This is a genomic window from Paenibacillus sp. G34 (assembly GCF_056856875.1).
This window is the reverse complement of record NZ_CM166469.1, coordinates 1,950,504-1,970,159: the sequence shown is the minus strand read 5'-3', so window position 1 is coordinate 1,970,159 and position 19,656 is coordinate 1,950,504. Positions and strand designations below refer to the sequence as shown.

Genomic DNA, 19,656 nt, shown 5'->3' with positions numbered 1-19,656 from the left:
CCCCTTATAGTCTCCTAAGTCCAATATATCACAATTGTTCCACGCAAAAAAATAACCTCTCTCCTCCAAAAGCAATTCGAGGCACACAGCAAAAAAGAGACCCTTTCGGATCTCCTTCTTCCCTATGTTATCCTATATCTTTTCAAACGTATAATCGAAGTATTTGTTCGTCAAATAAATGGTTACTTCGGTTTGACCGGATTAGCCTTCATGTATTCGTTAATTTTCAAGTCCAGCAGGCTGCTGATCTCAATCACAACATCGGATGTAAATGATTTCTCTTCCAGGAAAATCTGTTCCATCTTACTCCGAAGCATACGGATCTCATCTTCCAAGGAAATGTTATGCAAGGATGCGTGATCAGGGTTCACCGACCATCGGTCGCCATGATCGCTTTCTGCCAGAACGTGTCCACGATTCGTCGGTAAATCATATTCAACACAAAACAAAGCTAACCCCTCCTCGGAAAATAATTTTCCAAATATATGAAATCGTATTTCAAATTGAAATTATATCATAATATTTTGTAAAAGAAAGTATTTTTTTGGAAAAGTTCCAAATGCCTTATTTATATTTTGTTTCTTTCGAACTATTAACCCTCTTTTTGAACTTTGTAAACAAAATTTCCGATTCGTTCCAAAGCTTCATTCAACTGGGACACTGAGGTCGCATAAGAGCAACGTAAGAACCCCTCTCCTTGTGGGCCAAACACGTTACCTGGGACAGCAGCTACCTTGTTCTCCGTTAACAATCGTTCAGCAAACAGATCGGAACTCAGGCCTGTCTTCTGAATACTCGGAAAAGCATAAAATGCCCCTTGAGGTTCATGACATTCAAGTCCGATATCCCGGAATCCCTGTACAATCAAACGTCTGCGTTGGTTATAGGATTCGACCATTCGGTCTTTCTCGCCGAGTCCATTCGTTAACGCTTCTAGAGCTGCTACCTGCCCCATTGCTGGTGCACACATCACCGTGTACTGGTGAATTTTGAGCATGGCTGCAATAAGTTCGGGATGTCCACACATATATCCGATCCGCCAGCCCGTCATCGCAAACGCCTTGGAAAAACCGCTCACCAAAATCGTGCGATCTTTCATATCAGGAATTGAAGCGAAGCTGACATGTTTTTGATTATACGTCAATTCAGCATAAATTTCGTCAGCAATAACGATCAAATCATGTTTTTTGACGACTTCCGCAATCGGTAGCCAGTCTTCGTAAGTCATGATCGCACCTGTTGGGTTGCTTGGATAACATAATATAACGACCTTTGACTTCGGTGTAATGCTAGCTTCCAGTGCTTCAGCCGTTACCTTGAACTGATCCTTTGCATACGTCTCTACACCAACAGGGATACCTCCACCGATGGATGCAATGGGTGAATAGGCTACATAGGAAGGCTCCGGAATCAGAATTTCGTCTCCAGGTACAATCAATGCACGCAAAGCAAGGTCAATCGCTTCACTTCCACCTACGGTGACAATAATCTCATCCTTTGGATCATATTTGGTATCAAACTGCGTGTCCAGATAATTACTGATCGCTTCACGCAATTTCGGCATGCCTGCATTCGATGTGTAACTGGTCATGCCTCTTTCAAGTGAGTATACGCAAGCTTCACGCATATGCCATGGTGTTACGAAATCCGGCTCACCCACACCTAATGTAATAATATCCTTATTGTCACCCACCAGATCAAAAAACTTTCGAATGCCGGATGGGGGAATTTGCTTCACCAGCGGAGCCAAATATGAGGACATCGTTTTGTTATTACCTGTTGTCTGTTCATTCACTATCATGACACATCTTCCTTTACGGCGAGATCATGAGACGGTTGTCTTCCTGATGGTCTTCAAAAATAATCCCGTCCTGCTTATATTTTTTAAGAATAAAATTCGTCTTGGTTGACAGCACTGAATCAATCGGAGACAGTTTCTCCGATACAAAGTTTGCAACTTCACGCAGATTGCCGCCCTCTACTTCAACGAGCAAATCATATGCTCCTGACATAAGGTAAACCGACTTCACTTGCGGGTAGAGATAAATACGTTCAGCAATCCCTTCAAAACCACGGCCACGTTCAGGTGTAATCTGAACTTCAATCAGGGCTGTCACTTTCTCATCATCAATTTTGCTCCAATTCACAACCGTTGCATATTTCACGATGACGTGGTCTTGTTCAAGCTGTGCTACCGCAGCTTTGATCTTATCTTCCGACTCCCCCAGCAGCGTTGACAGCAGTGCGGGAGTCCTTCTCGCGTCTTCCTTCAACAGATCCAGAACTTTGAGTTGCAGATCGTTCAAATCTTTCATCGTTTTCCCTCCAGCGTCATCCAGGTTCCTAAAATGAATTAATACTTATATTACATGAATTTAACGTTGATGCATAGACAAAAGACCGCCTGCCCTCAATTCAGGCAAGCGGTGGTATGGTCTGGTCAGAAGTATGCTTCAAAACCCTTGACCACAGGTTACATGTAATAAGGGTTGCCGTAATTCGGCTGACGTGGAGACACGTTCGTTATCTGGCTGTAAGGATTATTTTGCGTATTTTTCTCCTGCACAAATTGTTGACATTTCTGCTGTGCCTGGTGCGCAGATTGAATCTGCTTGTCCAGATCCTGACGGGGTGCTTTGGCGGAAGCCGAATACATATTGTTCTGCTGCATCAGGTTGAACAGTTCCCCTTGCAGGCGAAGTGTATCGTTCGTCAGATCATTGAACATACTGCGAACCGTTGGACAGGAAGCTTCTGTGGTTGCTGTTGTATACTCTCGTGAAGTTCGTCTTAAATCGGCAAGGATTGTTTTTAACAAATCCTGTTCTTGCATAAAATTACCAGTTTGATTGTACATGTGTTCTCCTCCTATACGCTGATATTGCTAAGGCTGTCTGTCTTATTGAGATTGGGAAGGCGCAAGAGACTGATGCTGATGCAATGTTTGGATCAGTGTATTCAGATGCTGCTCATGGGAGCGAACATATTGATTCAATGCTTGCTGAATTACCGGTTGAGTAGAAATGGAAGCTGTAGCTGCGCATTGCTTGATCAGCATCTCCTCGTTTGAGATGGAATCTGCAATGTAGTTCAATTCCTTCGGGCTCAGTGCTTGCATCTGTGAATGTTGCATGTACGTCTTACCTCCTTGATCTAAAGTTTATGCGAGCTTATTGTTACCTCGAAATGCAAAACTATACCAATGTAATGACAAAGGAGCTGTTTGAAATGGATCTCGTCTATGGCACACCATACTGGCCTTCTACTTATAAAACGCATAATGACTATCCCTCTTTAAATAACGACATCTCGTGTGACTGCCTGATTATAGGCGGCGGTATGGGAGGAGCACTTACTTCCAGATTGCTTGCACAGCACGGCTTGGATACCGTTGTAATTGATAAGCGTAAAATCGCACATGGCAGCAGTTCTGCCAATACTGGACTGCTACAATATACCAATGACAAATCATTGACTTCGTGTATTAACACATTTGGAGAAGCGAAAGGTGTACGCTTTTATCAGCTATGCCGTGATGCGATGAAGCAGCTTACTGAAATTGCCGGGAGTCTCAAAACCGATCCCTGGTATATTCCACGAACCAGCTTCTGCTTTGCCAGCTCTGAGGAAGATGTTGCAAAGCTGGAGGAAGAGTATCAAACACTGCAAAAGTATGGATTCGATGCAGAACTATGGTATGCGGATGAGATCAAACGTCATTTTCCATTTGAAAAACCGGCGGCTTTGTACACAAAAGGAGATGCGGAAGTAAATCCCTATCGCTTTGTTCAAGGCTTGTTTGAATCAGCTACCCAATATGGAGCACGAATTTACGAGCAAACCGAAATGATTCATTGTGACTATGATGATGAAGGGGTATGGTGCTACACCTCCCATGGCAAAATTCGAGCTAAACAGGTTGTATATGCGGCTGGATATGAAACTCAGGAAATCAAAAAAGACAAGGGAGCCTATTTGAAAGCAACGTATGCAATTACCACCAAACCTCTGCCAGACCTGAGCCGTTGGCATGAGCAAGCCATGATTTGGGAGACAGCCCGCCCTTATCTTTATATGCGTACTACACCAGACAATCGAATCATTGTGGGTGGGCTTGATGAGGAAATACCTGGGCAAGATCAGCGTGAGTTACGTGCAAAGAATCAAGGCGATGCGTTACTTGAAGAAGTCCGGTCCTATTTCCCGTCGGATGCGCTTGAAGTCGATTATGCCTGGGGCGCTGTGTTTGGTAATACGCATGATGGTCTTCCGCTTATCGGTACTCATCCGGATTATCCACATTCATATTTTGTTGAAGGGTACGGGGGGAACGGAACGGTATACAGTATGATTGCGGCTTCCTTGATTGCAGATGCTATCATCGGCACTCCGAATGAAGATATAAAGTTATTTGCCCTGACAAGAACCAGCAAACCATCACCCCTGTAAAAAGCAAGAAAGAATATGGCTCCTTCAAAACTTTGTCGGATTCACTTGGATTCAAATGACAAAGGGTACGGCTAAGGGAAAATGAAACTCCCCCTATGCTGTACCCTTTTTAATATGTGTAATTATATTTACGAATCGCGACGAGCCGTCTCAACCAAAAGCCTCCGCATAAACATCCAGCCAATAAGCGGAAAAGCACCCAAGATAACAATGACCCAAACTAACATTGTAGTGGATGGCGAATTCACTACGGTGATCATAAATATGGTCAACCCAAAAAGTCGACCAGTCATTAGGCACAGCTCTCTTAATACGACAAGTTCAACCCTTTTTTCTACATTTTCGCCGCTCGTGCCCATCATGTCGAAACCTGCGGAGATCATCGGCAAAATATATAGCGGCATTGCTATTGCGCTTCCGATCCCTATAAAGAGCAGCGTCCCGTAAGTTACTTTCCAGAGCAGAGGGAATAGCACCACAAGCAACAAAATAGAACCTGTCAGCATCCCTTTGGATCGATACTGCGGTTTAAACCATTTTCCTGCAGCCCAATAACTGGCTAGAGCTACCGCTGAAGTAATGAGTGAGAACTGCCCAAGTTTATACTCCTGTGTTGTCGCCAGATATACAAGTAAAGCAATTAGAAAAGCAAATACACCTTCCCGCCCGCCCTGAGCAATTAAACCCATCGCCATTGGTCGCCATGGGCTTTTTGCTACCGATAGCTGACGGATTGGCTCTGACCAGCGGTATGTACCGCTGACTTTTCGTTTCTTTAGAAAGAAACTAAAGATCACGGCAATGATATAAATGACTAGGGATACGGTAAATATCAGCCGATAGCCAGTATTATCTACCATACGAGAAATGATCAGACCTGAAAACCATGGTCCTATAATGCCTGTCATGGAGCCCAACAATCCAACCCAGCCATTAAACAAATCTCTATTTTCCCGATCCGTAATTTCAAAGTACACCACATTAAAGGCAATCCAGAACAGCCCAAGTGCACAACCTAACAGCAACCCAAGCGGCCAGATCCAATCCACAGCGCTTGCACCCGTCCATAGAACGAGCATATAGAAAATTCCGGATAACGCGATGCCCAGTCTGAGCGCACTCATTTTGTTATGCTCTTTGACCCACTTTCCAGCTAGCCAAAACGTAATACCGATCGCGAGCTGCTGACTGACGGTAAACCAGCCGAGCATGGCGTAATCCGGGCGACTCTTCCAGAGAAACACGTTCAAAAACGTACCGGACAACGCTCCGGCTAACGCAAACAATCCATTCACGCCCAACAGCAGAATGGATTGTTTTCCCAAAGTAATCTTCATCTGCCCCTCCTTGATCACCTGAAGCAATAACATGAACAGGCTTTTCTTAGGCTTAACCTACCCCAAGCAGAAGGAAAACATGATGAAATTTTAGGTTTGTATAAAATTAGATTACAGACTTTATTTGATTAATTACTGTGCACTCAAGTTCTGAATCAACCGCAGGCGGTCATCTTCAGACAAACTGTATTGAACCTGAAAACAACCGGAGCATACATAGGTCAGCACAGTAAATGGAGGTAACAATACGGAGCCTTTGCCTGAAGCTGCATTAGCCATCGGTGTAAACGTATCTTGACTAGCTGCCTGTGTCCCAGCAAGGATCATAAATTCCCGGCAATTAGGACACTCAGGCACTTCCTCTTGCTGATCCAATTGCTTCTCCACGCCTTGTTCATACTGAATCAGATCATTACCCTCGTCTGCATATTTGTTCAATGTTCTCAGTTCCGGCAATTTCAGCTCCACTTCATCTCCCCATAATGAAGTTAAATCTGACATTTGCTCTTTATCGTTTGTAATATCCTGAACAGCAAAATCTTCTTCGCTTTCCTCAATCTCTTCGTCACCGATGTTAATGTTCAGCGTACGATACCCCTTCAATTCATTGTGACAATACGGGCACTCTTCTTCTGGCCCAAGTTCCTCATCCCACACAATCTCTGTTTGGCACCAAGGACATACTGTTGTTTCCATCATGTATCAACCTTTCTCTTTCAGATAATCACGTATTCAGCACATAGATTACACCGATGGCAAAAAATACAATCGATGCCGCAAACAAAATCCGTATCAATATTTTCATCATCGATCCCCCTAGACAATGCTTGCGCCAATAACAAAGGACAGTGAGACAGAAATGATCATCGATATCAATCCGACTGCACGGTTATCCGCTTCAATCTCCCGGTCAATTGAAAACACTGGCGTCAGGAACTCGAACAGAAAGTATGCAATCAGTAGTAAAATAAACCCGACAAAGGACCATGTCATCGCTTCATATACTGAAGATTTCGCCTGAATACAGAAACGTAGCACGTTGCAAATACCGAAGATTTTTCCCCCTGTAGCCATTGCAACAGCCACATTCCCATTTTTGATTTCCGTCCAGCATTTATATTTGGTCACCAGTTCGAAGCACGCCAGAAAAACGAGCAACTCCATGATTGCAACCGAGAAGAAACCGAGGACCATCCCCAAGGGATGAGACAGTAGTCCGTCAATCGCTTCTTTCACTCCCCATTCTCCTTCCGAATCTGCTGTCCAGTTTACCTGAACAGCAGATATTTTTCATTCATTAAATCCAGGCTATTCCAGTTCTGCGACGGTTACACCATTGCCGCCTTCTCCGTAATTGCCCAGACGATAACTTTTAATATGTTTATGCTTCCGCAAGTAATCCTGAATACCCGTACGCAAAATTCCTGTACCTTTGCCATGGATGATATACACTTGACCCAAGTTGGCAAGGAATGCTTCATCGATGAAACGGTCCGCTTCCATCAACGCTTCTTCCAAGTTAGCACCCCGCAGGTCCAGCTCGCTTTTCACATGTTCATCCCGAGTACGTTTCATGCCTGTGACCGGTTTTTGTTTTGGCTGCTTCGCTGCTGGGGCCGCCTGCTGCAATTCCAAATCATCCAGCGATACCTTCATTTTCATAATACCGAGCTGCACAACAGCATCTTTACTGCCAGCCATCTCCACAACATGCCCCTTCTGATTGAGACTGTAGACAAGAACTTCATCCCCAGGGCCGATCGCGCGGGCTTTTGGTACCGCCGTTTTTTTGACGGTTTTTCTCCGTTTCTCCGGCTCTGCTTCATCCAACTGTTTGCGAGCAGCAATTAATTTATGCTCTTTAACAGATGCGCCCTCTTCCAAAGCGAGCTGGCGAAGATCAGCAATGATTTTCTCCGCTTCCGCACGAGCCTTGTCTACGATGCTACGAGCATCATCCTCTGCTTTTTCGATCCGGCGGTCACGCTGTTGTTCCAGCTTTTCAAGTTCGGCTTGATGACGGCTGCGCAACTTCTCCATATCCTGGCGAAGAGTCTCTGCCTTCTCACGCTCTTGTTCAGCTGTTAGACGGTTCTCTTCGAGCGAAGCGATCATATGTTCAATCCGCTGATCTTCTTCCTTCACTTCACCGCGAGCGTAATCCAAAATGTAACCCGGAAGTCCTAGACGCTCTGCAATCGCAAAAGCGTTACTACGTCCTGGTACACCGACTAAGAGTCGGTATGTCGGGCTCAAAGTATTGATATCAAATTCCATGCTGGCATTAATTACGCCTTTGCGCTCATAGGCGTATGCTTTCAGCTCACTGTAGTGCGTTGTCGCCACCATCCGGCAGCCTGTCCGGTGCATATGCTCCAGCATGGAGATCGCAAGTGCTGAACCTTCCGCCGGATCTGTTCCTGCTCCAAGCTCGTCCAGCAGAACAAGACTTTTCGGCGTCATATTTTTCAAAATACGAATGATATTGGTCATATGGCTAGAGAATGTACTGAGACTCTGTTCAATACTCTGCTCGTCACCAATGTCAGCATAAATGGCATCAAATACACATAGCTGACTGCCGTCCTCTGCTGGAACAAACAGCCCCGACATGGCCATCAAACTCAATAGACCAATGGTTTTCAACGTTACCGTTTTACCGCCCGTGTTTGGTCCAGTCACGATAATAGAGGTGTAATCGTTACCAAGCTCCACATCAATCGGAACAACATGTTCAATCGGAATCAGCGGATGACGTCCTTTTTTCAGCTTGAGGAAACCCCTGTCGTTCATTCGAGGTAATGTTGCTTTCAATTCACGGGCCAAGCGTGCTTTGGCAAAAATAAAATCAAGCGATGCCAGTAAATCGACATCATATAACAACCACTCACCCTGCTCGCTGACAAGTGCCGTCAATTTTTGCAAAATAATTTCAATTTCGCGCTCTTCCCGAATCCGGGTTTCACGTAATTTATTGTTCATAGCCACAATCGATTCCGGCTCGATGAATAGAGTTGCCCCTGATCCTGACTGGTCATGGACAATGCCCCCGAAATAGGAGCGGTATTCCGCTTTGACAGGAATAACAAATCGATCTCCACGGATCGTAATAAGCTGATCTTGCAGCATTTTGGATACGGTGGACGAACGAATCATTGAATCCAGCTTTTCACGAATGCGCGCTTCTCCCCCGCGTAATTCACGGCGAATCTGTGCCAGCGTTACACTCGCACTATCAGCAACTTCCGCATTATCGTCGATACAGATACGAATCGCATCTTCAAGCTCTTTCTGCTCGGACAATTGGTCACTGATATAGAAGAGCGACTCCATTGGTTCATCCTCATGAAGTGCTGCAATTTGGCGTTTCAATCGTCTGGCCGTATGTGTTGTATTGGAGATGCCCAGCAGTTCATGCGGATTAAGTGTACCTCCAATTTCAGCCCGTTTCACGGAAGCTGTAATGTCTACAATCCCGCCAAAAGACGGGGAACCTTTCAGTCGCTCAAAGGTGAAAGCTTCATCCGTTTGTTGAAGTAAACGTTTTACTTCTTCCAGATCACTACTCGGCTCAAGTTGCTCTACTTTTTTCTTGCCTAATGACGTTTGAGCGAAGCTGATCAATGTATTTAGAATTTTGCGATATTCCAATGTGTGTAATATTTTCGTGTCCAAATGTACAACTCCTTCCAAACTATACCTGTATTATAACGAAAGAAACTTTGTTGCGCTATTTAACGAATCCTTCCACACATAACTTGAGACATGACGCCACAAACTACAGGTGTCAGGATTGTGCTATTCATTTTACTCACTTAGAGTTCCCATGTTTAGGCTCAATCCAATCTGAACAAAGGAGGTATCCCCATGAATTTTCTGGGCCATGTCGTACGATTTATTATTGCAGCTATCGTCTTAATGGTTGTAAGCTGGATCGTTCCCGGTTTCGCCGTTGGCGGTTTCTGGAGCGCTCTGATGCTTGCCTTGGTCATTGCCTTGCTGGGCTGGATCGTTGAAGGCATTTTTGGCAAAAGAGTCAATCCTTTTGGCCGAGGAATCGTCGGCTTTATCGTGAGTGCACTGGTTATTTGGCTGGGTCAATATGTGGTTGATCACGTTGAGGTCAGCCTGCTGGGTGCCATTCTCGCCGCTCTGGTCATCGGGATTATCGATCTGTTTATTCCGGTATCCACACCGTTTGATGCCGGACGCAGCTCCAAAAGCTAATCAAAGTCTACTGGAACGGATACATTCTTACAAGAAATGAAAACCTCGGATGGCCTTTTGGCCTGAAGAGGTTTTTTCATATTTTACGTTTTTACGTTGATGAGAATTCAAGCTTGATTAATTTTCATGAAAACGTCAAACCCGGCATGGTCAAGCATCGTCAGATTGAGGTATGATGACTTGAGAAATCATTCAAATTTTATCCATCTCACCTCACACGTTGAAGGAGGCACTTCATGAAGAAAGGTATCACATGGCTTGCTATCTGTATGTTCATCCTAATTCTAACTGCATGCGGAAGCGCCAAAGACTCTGAAGCATCCGAGCCAGAAATTACAGCCAATGAACAACTCGTAATCAAAGCAAGCAACTACGAATTCGAGCAACCTGAATACCGACTAAAAAAAGACGTGCCTGTTAAAATTATTTATGAAAACGTCAACGGAAATCACGGTTTGCTTGTACCTGAGTTCAAACTTCGGTTGGACACCCAAAAAAATTCCAAAGTCATTATCCCGGACAAAGTCGGAGAGTTCGAAATGTCATGTGCCATCGTTTGCGGCCCCGGCCACAGCAGTATGATCTCCAAAATTATTGTGGAAGAATAATTTTTCAATACAAGAGCCCCCGCAGCGACGGGAGCTCTTTTTGTATTATAACAAATTATGCAAGAGTTCGCTTGTCAGCACATCCACGGATGAAAGAGTCTATTCACTACGTCTGATCCTGCTCAATCAATTCAATCCATTCGTTATATTCCGTCTGTAATTTCGTATATTCATCGTGCAGCTGACGATATTCCGTATTGAGCTGCTCTGCTTTTTCTTGTTCCATTTCCCGCTCAACCTGCAGTAACCGAAGCTGGTTGGCTGCCAGTTCATAACGTTCGCCTATTTCACGGAGTTCATTCTCCAAAATTTGTTTCTCTTCATCGGCATCGGCTTGCTGTTGCTCCCGCTGCGACTGTTCCTTCAACAACTGATCTCGCTCCTGTGTCAATTCCTCCAGCTTCTCGGAACTTGCTGCACTCTCTCGCTGCCACGCGGTCACTTCATCCTCCAGAGCTGTCCAGCGCTCCTGCCACGCTTGTTCTTGTGCCGCCCATTCATCCGCACGAATCTGCCAAACCTGTTCGTTTTGCTCAATCGCCCGCGTTGCCTCTTCTAATTGTGAGTGAAGTTCTTCTTCTCGTGTAGTCAATTGCTGGATGCGAGAAGACAACTCCGTGTGATTGGCCGACAGATCTTCATGTTTAATTTGCCATTCGAGCGCTTCCTCTTCGGTCTGCGCAAGCTGATTCGCCTGCTCCGTATAACGCTTGGCAAGCTGCTCAGCGGACTGTCTTGCTTCGTTTAGCGCAACCTCTAACTCTTGTTTCTCCGCTTCAAGTCCACTTATCCGGGAGCCCACATTCTCTTCCCGTTGAAGAGCATCACTATAATCGTTACGGATCTGCTTATACTGCTCTTGCAGACGAATTAATTCTTCTTGGGCACTATGCAATTCATCGCGAGTATTATTTAAGTTCTGATGATGATCCTCTAACTTCTTAAGATTATCGTTTAACTCATTACGAGTGCCATGTAATTCTTCGTTTAATGATTTGAGCTCCGCTTGCAGAGTCTCGTTTTCTTTCTCATATCGAACAGCTTCTTCATTATAGAGCTTCGCCTCTTCCTTCACGACCGTAAGTTCATCATGCAAGGACTGGACACTAGACTCCAACGATTCGTTCTGCTCCGTTGCTTCTAAAATCTGATTCTCCAGATCGCCAATATCAGCCAATCTCTGTTCGGCGAGATCTTTCCATGACTGTTCACTCTCCGTAAGTGCAGTGATTTCATTTTGCAATGTACGCACAGCTGCATGTGCCTGCTCAAGCACCTTATGCAGTCTGCGTTGTTCCTCTTCAGACTTCGCTTCTGCTTCAAGCAGATGCTGCGCATCCTGTTCAAGCTGGGCATGCTGCTCCTGAAGCTTACGCAACTGAGCTGTAAGCGCCGATTCACGATCTACCGCTTCATTATACTGCTCTTGCCATTGTTGCTGAGACTCCTGTGTCTGTTTCAACGACTGCTCCGTCTCACGAAGTTTGTTTTGGAGATCCGTGCTATGACCTTTCAGCTGCTGCAATTGCTGCTGAAGCTCTGTAATTCGACGTGTCTGAATCTCCTGCTCCTGCATGTAGATCTCATGTTCCTGACGCAGTGACTCCGTTTGCGTACGCTCAGCCTGAAGTAGTTGTTCCTGCTCGGAAACCACTTCCTGTGCATGTTGAAGCTGACTCTGCACCTCTGCCAGCTGTTCCGTTATCTCAGTTATGCGAGCCTTGGCCTGCGTACGTTCTTCCTCAAGCTGACGTCTAAGCTTCTCCTGCTCTTGTTGAAGCAGTTCCTTAGATGCAGACTCTGCTTCCGCAGCACGGGTAGCCGCCGCTTCTTGCTCTTCTTTCAATTGCTCTTCATATACTGCCTCTTTCTCCATCCATTCCAGTTCGGACTGCTCGGAAAGAGCATTGAATTCAGCCTGCAATTGCTCAATGGCAACCTGACGCTTCTGCTCGGCTTCAGCAAGCAACGCTTCACGCTCCTGTTTTGCCTGCACTTCGAACGCATCTGCCTGCTTACGTGCATTCAGCTCAGCTTGCTCCAGACGCTGCTTCATTTGATTTTCAAGCTCGCCATATTGAAGAACCGCCTCTTCCTGAACCTGCTTCAATTTCGCCTCGGCCTGCTCCAACTCGGACAAAATAGCTGACTCCGCTTCTTCCTTGGCTGCTTGCACCTGCTGCGCCGCTTGAGCCTGCACTTTCTGACGCTCTGCTAACGCACGGCTCTCCGCTTCCTTCAATTGTGCTGCAGTCCTGTCCTGCAACTCTTTGTACTGAGTTGCCGCTTTGGCCTGCACCTGCTGCAGTTCGGCTGCCGCACGGTTCTGTGCTTCTTTAAGCTGTGAAGCAGATTGTGCCTGCACTTGTTTGAGCTGATTAGCCGCTTTTTCCTCTGCTTCCTTCACACGCGAATTAGCTCTCGCCTCCGCCTCTTTGAGTTGTGCAGCGGCTTGTGCTTGTAACTTCTGAATCTGATCTTTTGTCTGACTCCGCTCTTGTTCCAGCAAAGCATTCAGCTTGGATACCTCAGCCTGCTTGTCCGCTGTCAACTTTTGCAAAGCTTGTTCAGCTTCTATCTTCTGTTGCTTCATTTCAGCAAGAGAATCGTCTCTTAGCTGCAGTTCTTTTTGATGCTCACTCTGTATGGCGTTCAACCGATTCAATTCATTTCGAAGTTCTGTTCGTTCCCCTGTGAGCATTTTGAGCTCGTTTCGGATTTCCTGCGTCTGAAGAGACTGCTCAGCCATATGTACGGCCGCAAGTACAGCAATACGCGGCGTATCCAAACGGGAATGACTTTTGGAGATAGCGCTCATACGCTCATCTACCAGATTAGCTACTTGTTTCATATAGTCGGCACTGCTGCCAACCAGTTTATAGGAAGTCCCGTAGATCTCTACGGTGACGCGTGTACGATCAGGTGTTGTCACAGTTGTGCCCTCCTTCAAGTCTGTATGTTGATTCTAAGCTGTAATGACAAAAAAGTCACATCGATCCTCTAATGCTAAGGATTCGATGTGACTTCAAGCAATTCCTGCTAATCTTTGTTCAAAAAATTGACTTCTGTCCTATTTGCGCAGTTCTGCGTTAAATTGCTCTTCCAGACGCGTTACGACACGAGCATGAACTTCGGTAACTTCTTCGTCTGTCAACGTGCGTTCATGATTTCTGTAGACCAGAGCCATGGCCACACTTTTCTTGTCTTCGCCAAGCTTGCTGCCTGTGAATACATCGAATACCTGTACCGTCTGTAACAATTCACCTGCTGATTCACGAATGGCACGCAGCATATCGCCAGCTTCAATATCCTTGCTTACGACCACCGCAATATCACGCTCTACTGCCGGGAAGCGCGGAAGCTCGCGATAACGGATATCCGCATCTGCTTCCTTATAAATTGCTTCAAGGGCGATTTCAGCAACATAAACATCATTCAGATCATATTGCTGCTGCAGCTCTGGATGCAATTGACCGAGTGTTCCGATTAATGTGCCTTCACTGCCATCTTTACCATCCAGATATACGGAAGCCGAACGTCCTGGGTGGAATCCTTCCGGACTGTTTGCCACGAGACGAATACGTTGCTCCAGTCCCATGTAAGCAAACAGGTTCTCAAGTGCACCTTTCAGGTCAAAGAAGTCCACCTTCTCCGCTCCAACATTCCATTGCTGAGCTGAACGGTTACCCGTAAGCAACATAGCCAAAACTGGAATTTCATGCGGTTGCTTAGTCAGCTTCTCTTCCTCCGTGAAGAAAACACTGCCTACTTCAAACACAGCGAGCGAATCCTGCTTCCGGTTCATGTTGTATACAGCAGCATCCAGCATCTGTGGCAAAATGCTCGTACGTAGCACACTGCGATCCTCACTCATCGGCATAGCCAGCTTAACCGCTTTGCTTCCTTGAGTCAGCGCAGGGAACAGCACTGCTTTGTCCGGATGAACAAAGGAATAACTGATCATTTCCTGCCAGCCCGTTCCAGACATTACACCACGAATCGTACGACGAATGGCTTGTGGACGAGTATATGCCCCCGGTGTGGTTGGACCTTCGATCCATGTTGTTGGAATGTTGTCATATCCGTACAGGCGGGCAACCTCTTCAAACAGATCGACATCAAGCGTGATATCTCCTCTGCGAGTAGGCACTTCCACATCGAGAACACCCTGCTCCGCATCTCCGCATGCAAAATGCAAACGGGCAAAGATTGTTTTCACCTCAAGCAGAGAAAGATCCGTTCCCAGATAACGGTTAAGTCTGTCTAGTGACATTTGAATGACCCGCTTCTCGGAAGTTTCCACTCCAGCTTGAACAATCCCCTGATGCACCACGCCTGATGCATAACGCTGAATGAGTTCAGCCGCACGATCCAGAGCTGTAATAACCGCACCCGGGTCTACTTCTTTTTCAAAACGCAAGCTTGCTTCGGAACGCAGCCCCAGTTGGCGCGACGTCTTCCGAACCGTTCCGCCGTCAAACTTGGCGGACTCCAAGAGCAGATTCACGGTGCCCTCCGATACCTCGGAGTTTTCACCGCCCATTACCCCAGCGATAGCGACAGGTTTTACGCCATCGGTAATGAGCAACATGTGCGGCTCCAGTTTGCGCTCCTGACCATCCAATGTCACAATCGTTTCGCCTTCATGTGCCATGCGAACTTCAATGCGACCGTTATCCAGCTTATCCGCATCAAACGCGTGCAGCGGCTGACCGTATTCCAGCATGACATAATTCGTAATATCTACGATATTGTTGATCGGACGAACGCCAGCCGCCATGAGACGGTTTTGCATCCAGAGCGGGGAAGCTCCCAGCTTAATGCCAGTCACATAACGAGCTGCATAGTGACTGCATTGCTCCTGTGCTTTGATCTCTACAGAAATGTGATTAGCCGCTTCATCGCCAGCTTCGACCAGCTGGTCTTTTGGATTCGGCAGTGTCACTTCACGTCCCAGAATGGCACCTACTTCATACGCTGCACCGCGCATGCTCAAAGCGTCGGAACGGTTTGGTGTCAGATCCAGCTCCAGCACATGATCGTCCAGACCGAGCACTTGGCTGATTGGCGTGCCAATCTCCGTGTTTTCCGGCAGAACCAGGATGCCTTCCTGTTGATCCTTCGGCAGCAATTTGTCGTTCATGCCAAGCTCTTTGGCAGAACAGATCATACCGAGCGATACTACGCCGCGCAGCTTCGCCTTTTTGATATCCAGCCCGCCTGGAAGCTTCGCACCCACAAGGGCTACCGCTACCTTTTGACCCGCATCCACATTTTTCGCGCCACATACGATCTGTAGCTCTTCCTCTTGGCCTGCGTCGATCACACAGACGTTCAGTTTATCCGCATCCGGGTGTTTCTCTTTGCTCTTCACGTAACCGACAACAACCTTGTTTACGCCCTGGTTACGGTTTTCCACAACATCAATCTCGATCCCTGCACGGGTGATTTTTTCTGCGAGCTCCTGTGGCGTTACACCTTCAAGGGCAATATAATCAGACAGCCAATCTGTCGATACTCTCATGCACGTTCACTTCCTTAATCTATATATTAGTTTGACGCTCATTGACGTTCTTTAACGTTCAATACCCTTACAGCCGTCCAAATTGTTTCAGGAAAGTCTGATCACTGTTATAGAAATGACGGATATCATCAATGCCGTACTTCAGCATCGCAATCCGTTCTACACCCATACCAAAGGCGAAACCACTGTATTTCTCCGGGTCATATCCGCCCATTTCAAGCACTTTCGGGTGAACCATACCGCCGCCTAGAATCTCAAGCCAGCCTGTTTGTTTGCAGACCCGACAGCCGTTACCGGCACATTGCACACAAGTTACATCCACTTCCGCACTAGGCTCGGTGAACGGGAAGAAGCTTGGACGCAGACGAATTTCCGTGTGAGCCCCGAACATTTCGCGCACAAATTGCAGCAACGTTCCTTTCAGATCACTCATACGAATGTTTTCACTGATCACAAGGCCTTCGACCTGATGGAACTGGAAGGAGTGTGTCGCATCGTCGTCATCACGGCGATATACTTTACCTGGGCAGATGACCTTCACAGGTACTTCACCTTTCATGCTTTGCATCGTACGAACCTGTACCGGAGAAGTATGCGTACGCATCAGCAGATCCTCAGTAACATAAAAGGAATCCTGCATATCACGCGCCGGGTGATTCTTAGGCAGGTTCAATGCTTCAAAGTTATAATAGTCCATCTCAACTTCAGGACCTTCAGCTACACGATATCCCATACCGATGAAAATATCTTCGATCTCCTGCACCACTTTCGTCAGTGGATGCAGTCCGCCTTGACGCCCGCGGCGTCCTGGCAAGGTCACGTCAATTTTCTCGGATTGAAGACGCTTTGCAGTTTCTTCCTTCTGGAATTGCTCCTGTTTGCTGTTGATAACCTCTTCAATCGCTCCCCGAACCTCGTTACCTACTTGCCCAATGACTGGACGCTCTTCCGCACTAAGTGAACCCATGCCGCGCAGAATCTCAGTCAGTGCCCCTTTTTTGCCCAAATACTTTACACGCAGATCAGCCAGCGTCTGCGGATCGTTTACGCCAGACAACTGCTCCAGCGCTTCGATCTTTAATGCTTCTAAACGTTCTTTCATGTGTAATTGCCTCCTTTATATGCTGTAATTGCAACAAAAAAAGGCCTTTTCTCCCCAAAAGGGACGAAAAGACCGTGGTACCACCCTTGTTAGACTCACGTTGTCACATCATATCGAGCTCTGCAACACGTTCTGCCTCACTTTGTACGGAATAACGACCGTTAACCGTTTACCCCTACTGCCGTCTCTGTGTCTGCACACATCATCAGGTTCAGGGAACCGCTCCGGAGTGAATTTCGGCAGCCTGGTTCTACAGAAACGCTCTCAATCTACGGCGCTTCCTCCCTGTCCAGAGGTACTGCTTACTTGTCTCCATCAATACGTTTGCTCAATTAAACTAACCTTTATCGATACCAATGATCGATGATCGTTCATTATTATATGCAAAATACGGTGAAATAGCAAGCTTGCCCAGTTGCTAATTTGCAGAAACACCTCGATCTCTCAGCTCTTTCAATCGCTGCTGAATGGCACGAATCTCAGCAGCCTCCGCCTCCCTCTCAGTCTCATTCTCGGTTGCCGTCAATCGCTCTGCTCCAGCAGCGCTTACCGGAGAAAGTAATTCAGACAGCCGCATCTCCAGCCGCAGACGTTCGTCGTCTGAATCACGTGTATCTAGTGCTGACTCACGTAATTGCACCGTTTGCTCCCAATCGGCCACACCGCCTTTGAAGAGCGATGCAGTTCCATCCGGCTTTAAGTCGCACAGACGGTTCGCCAAAGATCGGGTCAACATCCGGTCGTGAGATACGATAACCAGGGCGCCGGAAGCTTCTTTTAACACATTCTCCATCACTTCCTGGGTGTCGATGTCGAGATAATTCGTTGGCTCATCCAGTACAAGCAGATTGGCACCACCGAAATACAATCGCAGAAATGCGACACGGCATTTCTCTCCCATGCTTAAGTCCCCAATGCGTTTGAACACATCTTCTCGTGAAAATAAAAAACATCCCAAGATGGTTCGCGCGGCACTTTGCGTCATGGAAGGAAGAACGAGTAAGCTGTCCAGCAGTGTTGCATCCTCAGGTAATCCCTCCAGTTCTTGCGAGAAATAACCGATGCTAAGCTGAGGATGACGGCTGATCTTTCCCTGCGAAGGCTGAAGCTCTCCAATCATTAATTTCAGCAACGTGCTCTTGCCCGTTCCGTTTGCCCCACGCACGGCAAGACGATCCCCACGCTCGACCGCAATCCGCAAATCATGAAGAATTGACTGCTTTGGATCGTATGAAAAACTCACCTCTTCAAGCGCAAGAAGTTGACGTGCACCGAGTGAAGTCATCTGTAGCTCCATATTCAGTTTCGTCGCTTCCCGCGGTTTATCCACCCGCTCATTTTCGAGCCGTTCCAGCTGCTTCTGCTTGGCATGATAACGCGAGATATTTTTGTTGGCTCTGGCCTTGTAGAAGCTTTGGGTAATCTTCACTTCTTGGCCTCCTGCCGAGTTATGAGCTTTATGGAACCACTGCTGATAATTACGAATGGTCTCTTCCAGTGCTTTACGTTCCAACTGTTGCTTGCGATATATCGTCTCCTGTTCCTTCAGCTCTCGCTCTTTATGGCCTTTGTAATCGGTGTAACCGCCTTTATATTTCGTCAGTTTTTCTGTACTAAATTCAATCACACTGGTCGCTACCCGGTCAATAAATGTCCGGTCATGGGATACAAACAATACCGTTCCCTCGTAAGCGGATAGCCAGGTCTCCAGCCAGCGCATACTCTCTTCATCTAGATGGTTGGTTGGTTCATCCAGAATCAAAAAGTTGGGCTTGCTAACCAACAGTCCAGCGAGGCGTGCTTTTGTTTTCTGGCCACCGCTGAGTGAGTGATAAGGCCTGCTCCAGTGTTCTGTAGTCAAACCGAGGCGGGTCAACACCTTCTCCACCTCTGTTTCCCACATGTACCCGTTCAATTGCTCGTACTCCTCCATAGAACGGGCATATTCGTCAAGCAGGGAGGGATCTTCTGCAGCATCGGCATCACCTAATCGACGCTCCAGCTCTTCCAGCTTCCGTTTAATCTCATCGATTCGTCCACTCTCCCGCCTTACTGCATCCAATACATTTATTCCACTCGGCACCTCTGAACGCTGGCGCATGAACCCCCACTCTGACAAGGGAAGTTGACGATCAATCCGTCCACCCCCATCCTCTTCTCCGAGTATGATCCTCAAAAGTGTGGTTTTGCCGCATCCATTACGGCCCAGTATGGCAAGCCGTTCGCCTTCGTTGATTTCAAGATTTAATCCGGCAAACAATTCGTTTCCGTTCCATTCTTTTGATACTTCATGTAAGCGCACCAATGTCGTCATGAGTCCTCATCCTTCCTGAACTAAAAAATCAAAAAAACCGCTGGCATCAGCCGGCGGTTTAGCAATTTTTAATGGATTAACGCGTTTAAATACAG

Annotated in this window: 16 protein-coding genes; 3 read left to right on the top strand and 13 right to left on the bottom strand. The window is 46.7% G+C overall.

All coding sequences use genetic code 11. From position 1 onward, the window contains the following. Positions 1–182: 182 nt before the first annotated feature. The 5 genes from AC1VYS_RS09050 to AC1VYS_RS09030 all read right to left on the bottom strand — a co-directional run bounded on the left by AC1VYS_RS09050 (position 183) and on the right by AC1VYS_RS09030 (position 3,133). Positions 183–371: an aspartyl-phosphate phosphatase Spo0E family protein gene (locus AC1VYS_RS09050; RefSeq protein ID WP_482914948.1), complete on the bottom strand. Its 189-nt coding sequence runs from the start codon at positions 369–371 to the stop codon at positions 183–185. A gap of 221 nt (positions 372–592) precedes the next feature. Next, positions 593–1,801: an aminotransferase class I/II-fold pyridoxal phosphate-dependent enzyme gene (locus AC1VYS_RS09045; protein WP_482913964.1), complete on the bottom strand. Its 1,209-nt coding sequence runs from the start codon at positions 1,799–1,801 to the stop codon at positions 593–595. 13 nt (positions 1,802–1,814) lie between these two features. Then, a complete protein-coding gene (locus AC1VYS_RS09040; protein ID WP_482913963.1) occupies positions 1,815–2,315 on the bottom strand; it encodes an Lrp/AsnC family transcriptional regulator in 501 nt (166 codons plus the stop codon). Positions 2,316–2,473: 158 nt separating this feature from the next. Continuing rightward, positions 2,474–2,857, bottom strand: a complete 384-nt coding sequence (locus AC1VYS_RS09035; protein ID WP_482913962.1) for a spore coat protein — start codon at positions 2,855–2,857, stop codon at positions 2,474–2,476. Between the two features lie 42 nt (positions 2,858–2,899). After that, positions 2,900–3,133, bottom strand: coding sequence for a hypothetical protein (locus AC1VYS_RS09030; protein ID WP_482913961.1), 234 nt, complete (start codon positions 3,131–3,133; stop codon positions 2,900–2,902). Positions 3,134–3,228: 95 nt separating this feature from the next. Between AC1VYS_RS09030 and AC1VYS_RS09025 the strand changes: the two genes are divergently transcribed. Next, a complete protein-coding gene (locus AC1VYS_RS09025) occupies positions 3,229–4,449 on the top strand; it encodes an NAD(P)/FAD-dependent oxidoreductase (protein WP_482913960.1) in 1,221 nt (406 codons plus the stop codon). A gap of 128 nt (positions 4,450–4,577) precedes the next feature. On the opposite strand, the gene AC1VYS_RS09020 is transcribed toward AC1VYS_RS09025, so the two are convergent. From AC1VYS_RS09020 to AC1VYS_RS09005, 4 genes are all read right to left on the bottom strand, one after another. Next, a complete protein-coding gene (locus tag AC1VYS_RS09020; RefSeq protein WP_482913959.1) occupies positions 4,578–5,786 on the bottom strand; it encodes an MFS transporter in 1,209 nt (402 codons plus the stop codon). A 132-nt stretch (positions 5,787–5,918) separates the two neighbouring features. Then, positions 5,919–6,485 (bottom strand): hypothetical protein, encoded by a 567-nt coding sequence (locus AC1VYS_RS09015; protein WP_482913958.1) that lies wholly within the window; start codon positions 6,483–6,485, stop codon positions 5,919–5,921. 117 nt (positions 6,486–6,602) lie between these two features. Beyond that, positions 6,603–7,022, bottom strand: a complete 420-nt coding sequence (locus tag AC1VYS_RS09010) for a DUF350 domain-containing protein (RefSeq protein WP_482913957.1) — start codon at positions 7,020–7,022, stop codon at positions 6,603–6,605. Positions 7,023–7,094: 72 nt separating this feature from the next. Then, a complete protein-coding gene (locus tag AC1VYS_RS09005) occupies positions 7,095–9,461 on the bottom strand; it encodes an endonuclease MutS2 (RefSeq protein ID WP_482913956.1) in 2,367 nt (788 codons plus the stop codon). A gap of 192 nt (positions 9,462–9,653) precedes the next feature. Between AC1VYS_RS09005 and AC1VYS_RS09000 the strand changes: the two genes are divergently transcribed. Together AC1VYS_RS09000 and AC1VYS_RS08995 are read left to right on the top strand one after the other, a co-directional pair. Then, positions 9,654–10,013 (top strand): phage holin family protein, encoded by a 360-nt coding sequence (locus AC1VYS_RS09000; protein WP_090922244.1) that lies wholly within the window; start codon positions 9,654–9,656, stop codon positions 10,011–10,013. A 236-nt stretch (positions 10,014–10,249) separates the two neighbouring features. Continuing rightward, a complete protein-coding gene (locus AC1VYS_RS08995) occupies positions 10,250–10,621 on the top strand; it encodes a cytochrome C oxidase subunit II (protein ID WP_482913955.1) in 372 nt (123 codons plus the stop codon). Between the two features lie 106 nt (positions 10,622–10,727). Here AC1VYS_RS08995 and zapA read toward each other — a convergent pair whose 3' ends face one another. From zapA to abc-f, 4 genes are all read right to left on the bottom strand, one after another. Further along, positions 10,728–13,553 (bottom strand): cell division protein ZapA, encoded by a 2,826-nt coding sequence (gene zapA / locus AC1VYS_RS08990; RefSeq protein WP_482913954.1) that lies wholly within the window; start codon positions 13,551–13,553, stop codon positions 10,728–10,730. Positions 13,554–13,691: 138 nt separating this feature from the next. Beyond that, positions 13,692–16,145: a phenylalanine--tRNA ligase subunit beta gene (gene pheT / locus AC1VYS_RS08985; RefSeq protein WP_482913953.1), complete on the bottom strand. Its 2,454-nt coding sequence runs from the start codon at positions 16,143–16,145 to the stop codon at positions 13,692–13,694. A gap of 67 nt (positions 16,146–16,212) precedes the next feature. Then, positions 16,213–17,247, bottom strand: a complete 1,035-nt coding sequence (pheS, locus tag AC1VYS_RS08980) for a phenylalanine--tRNA ligase subunit alpha (protein WP_482913952.1) — start codon at positions 17,245–17,247, stop codon at positions 16,213–16,215. 418 nt (positions 17,248–17,665) lie between these two features. Further along, positions 17,666–19,561 carry a ribosomal protection-like ABC-F family protein gene (gene abc-f / locus AC1VYS_RS08975; protein ID WP_482913951.1) on the bottom strand — a complete coding sequence of 632 codons (1,896 nt, stop codon included), beginning with the start codon at positions 19,559–19,561 and terminating at the stop codon, positions 17,666–17,668. Positions 19,562–19,656: the final 95 nt, after the last annotated feature.